General features: G+C 29.8%; 3 protein-coding genes and 1 pseudogene. 2 read left to right on the forward strand and 2 right to left on the reverse strand.

Annotation, left to right across the window (positions count from 1 at the left end):
- A pseudogene (locus CN288_RS27725) lies at window positions 1-189 on the reverse strand (hypothetical protein); the annotation flags it as partial.
- Window positions 190-866: 677 nt separating this feature from the next.
- Here CN288_RS27725 and CN288_RS27730 point away from each other — a divergent pair.
- Both CN288_RS27730 and CN288_RS27735 read left to right on the forward strand, forming a co-directional pair.
- On the forward strand, window positions 867-1469 hold the full coding sequence (locus CN288_RS27730; RefSeq protein WP_098303629.1) for a DUF2975 domain-containing protein: 603 nt from the start codon (window positions 867-869) through the stop codon (window positions 1467-1469).
- A 21-nt stretch (window positions 1470-1490) separates the two neighbouring features.
- Window positions 1491-1715, forward strand: coding sequence for a helix-turn-helix domain-containing protein (locus tag CN288_RS27735; RefSeq protein ID WP_098102118.1), 225 nt, complete (start codon window positions 1491-1493; stop codon window positions 1713-1715).
- 341 nt (window positions 1716-2056) lie between these two features.
- Here CN288_RS27735 and CN288_RS27740 read toward each other — a convergent pair whose 3' ends face one another.
- Complete coding sequence (locus tag CN288_RS27740; RefSeq protein WP_098303630.1) at window positions 2057-2776, reverse strand: MOSC domain-containing protein; 720 nt, start codon at window positions 2774-2776, stop codon at window positions 2057-2059.
- Between the last annotated feature and the right edge of the window lie 98 nt (window positions 2777-2874).

The raw sequence follows: 2874 nt of genomic DNA on the forward strand, positions 1-2874 counted from the left end.
AGGAAGTTGCGTACCATTTTCCTGAACTTGTTCTGCCGTCATAGGTGCTTTTCCTTCTTGAGCACTGATTACTACCGGAAGATTTCCTACATTCGTAGTATCAGTAGCTGCTGAAGAAAATCCTGGTGCTACAAGTAAAGCTGAACTTAACACAAATGCTGCTGGGATTACTTTTTTCATACGTTTCATGTTATTTCCCCTCTTCTTTTCATTATTTCTACAAGATTACAAAAGATGAAATTATACTGTACATTGCTTATACTATTACTTCTGAATAAAACAAAATCACTTTTGTTATGTAGAAACCTAGAATGCTATTTTTACTGATATGATACTTTTGTGATTCTAGATGATCTCCACACCACACTCTTTAAGACTGAATGTTTAGATAATTCGTTTAGCATGATGTTACTGACAATTCCCCTCAACTGTTATTAGCTTGATTTCCTCCTCTTTTAGTGGTCATACCAATTACACCTTTATTAAAACATGAAATTTTTAATGCGTAAATAGTAGAATTTTGTCGATTACATTCAATAATCTATTTATTAAGAATTTGTTTAAGCGGAAAAATTATACTTATAAAATGATTGTTTCATATTATTTAAGTAATTATAATAGTTACAACTTGATATATCTGTTAACAAATAACTATTTTAATCTAAAAAATAACGTTTAATACAACTTAAATATTATTAATATAATTTAATCATACTCTGCATATAGACTCCCTTTATTTGGATATGTAAAATTGCATATCCATTAGTTAATGTTTATCGTTATTCTATTAACCATAAACGTTAACCGTATAATGATAAACAACAAAAATGGTGCTATATTAATCAAAAAGAAATGGAGTGAAAAATATGAATCAAGCTAAGGATTTTATTGGTTTTGAAAAAATAATAAAATTGTTTCAAGGTTTATTTAACATTTTTTATTGGATAGTTATTATTGGAATGTTTTTAGTTTTAGGTATGATGATTGGAGGAATATTTGTTCCTCCCCATACCTTACTTGACATTTTAACTGCAAAGGGAGTTACTTTTTCTGTAGGCTTTTATCATTCTTCTTATCAAATTGATGTAAATCATATTCAAAATACAAAAATTAGGCCATTGATCATAAATGCTTGTATAATAGGTGAAGTAATCCTAACAATATTATTATTTATCACTGTACAGATAAAAAGAATTTTACAGTTTACAAGAAATAAACAACCCTTTTCTAAAAGTTGTATTAAACACATCCAATATTTGGCGTATGGGGTTATTATTTATAGTTTTATCATCGGATTATTAGGTAATATTTGGGATTTTTTACTTGTAAGGACACTTCAATTGTCTGAAACCGTAATTTCTCTTAATTTTAATTTTGAAATGATGATAATGGGATTTCTTATTTTATTTTTGTCTCATGTTTTTAAATATGGTGCATATTTGCAAGAAGAATACGATTCTACTTTGTAAGTTTTACGAGAGGTGCTATTTATGGCTATTATTACACGATTGGATAGGGTATTAGCAGATAGGAAAATGCAATTGGGAGAATTAGCCGATGCTGTTGGAATATCTGTAGTCAATTTATCCAATCTAAAAACAGGTAAAGTAAAAGCTATTCGCTTTTCTACACTTGATGCAATTTGTAGGGTTTTAAACTGTCAACCTGGAGATATCTTAGAATATACGCATTCTGAACATGATGAAGATTTATAAAAAATTTAAAACTATAGTTTTTCTTGTTAACTATAGTTATGGTAAGGTATTTATAATTCCTGTTGAAGGGGTTACGATATATGCGACCCAACTTAAGAAGTGCATTGTTACCCAAAACTAAAAAAATGAGCTGAATTGTTATAAATAATTGTAGATAGATAAAAATTTTCGTTTAAGGGGTACTTCATAACCTTAACTTGATAGCGATGGGGTGTTGACGGTAAAACGCAGATTTTATACGCTAATGCATTTTTTAACAATAAAATTTTATTTTTGTTACTATAAAAACCAACTAGCCCCTCTTCCGAGGGGCTAGTTGACGTAAAATTCGTTGTCGGAAGTTATTCTAATACGATAGAATCTCCAACATTCACTTTTCCTGGTTTTATAACTGATGCATAGACTCCAAAATGATTATTCCTTTTTTGTACAACAGTTTTTAAAAGAGTTTTTTCCAATGTTAATGTGTTAGGATCAATAGTAATAATCATGCAGCGTTCACAGTGTCTTACTATTTCTAGTTCTACTTCTCCTATACGTATACATTTTCCAAACCATGTATCTTCTGCAAAAGGAATATTTTCATATAATGAGAATATCAAGTTTGGACGAAATCTCCTATGGTTCACATCTTTTCCCCACAAGGTGCTCATTTCTTGCAATGACGTATCAGTTACAATTAATATATGTTCTTCTTCAATTGCACCTAAGGGTACTTGCTGGGGTGAGTATTGTATACCTTTAATTTTACGATCTGATTTTTGTTCTAATTCTGTAAGTAACTCTTGATCTCCCCACTTGTATATTTTTCCTTCAGGAGAAATGATTTTGATTGGTGGATATGTATCCAAAGATTCTTCTCCTATAAAACTCGCCGTATAACCAATCATTTCAGGAAGTTGTGTTGCGGTTAAATACTTTCCTGGTCTTGTTTCATCTAAAAAGGCATGGCTTCTATCTCCATATAAACCATAGGGTGCAATGTAAGTTTGTTGAACATTTTCTCCGCGAAATGATTTTATTGGATGTCTTACAATTTCTTTTAGTTTTCCAATTATCATATCCCTACTCCTTTTTTATCTAATCTTATATCTTAATTATATAATCAATTGGAAGTAGTTACCTTATGAATATCTTATTTTTGTTAGATTTTGTGAGT

The organism is Bacillus sp. AFS023182 (assembly GCF_002560575.1).
In the GTDB taxonomy this organism is placed as follows: domain Bacteria; phylum Bacillota; class Bacilli; order Bacillales; family Bacillaceae_G; genus Bacillus_A; species Bacillus_A arachidis.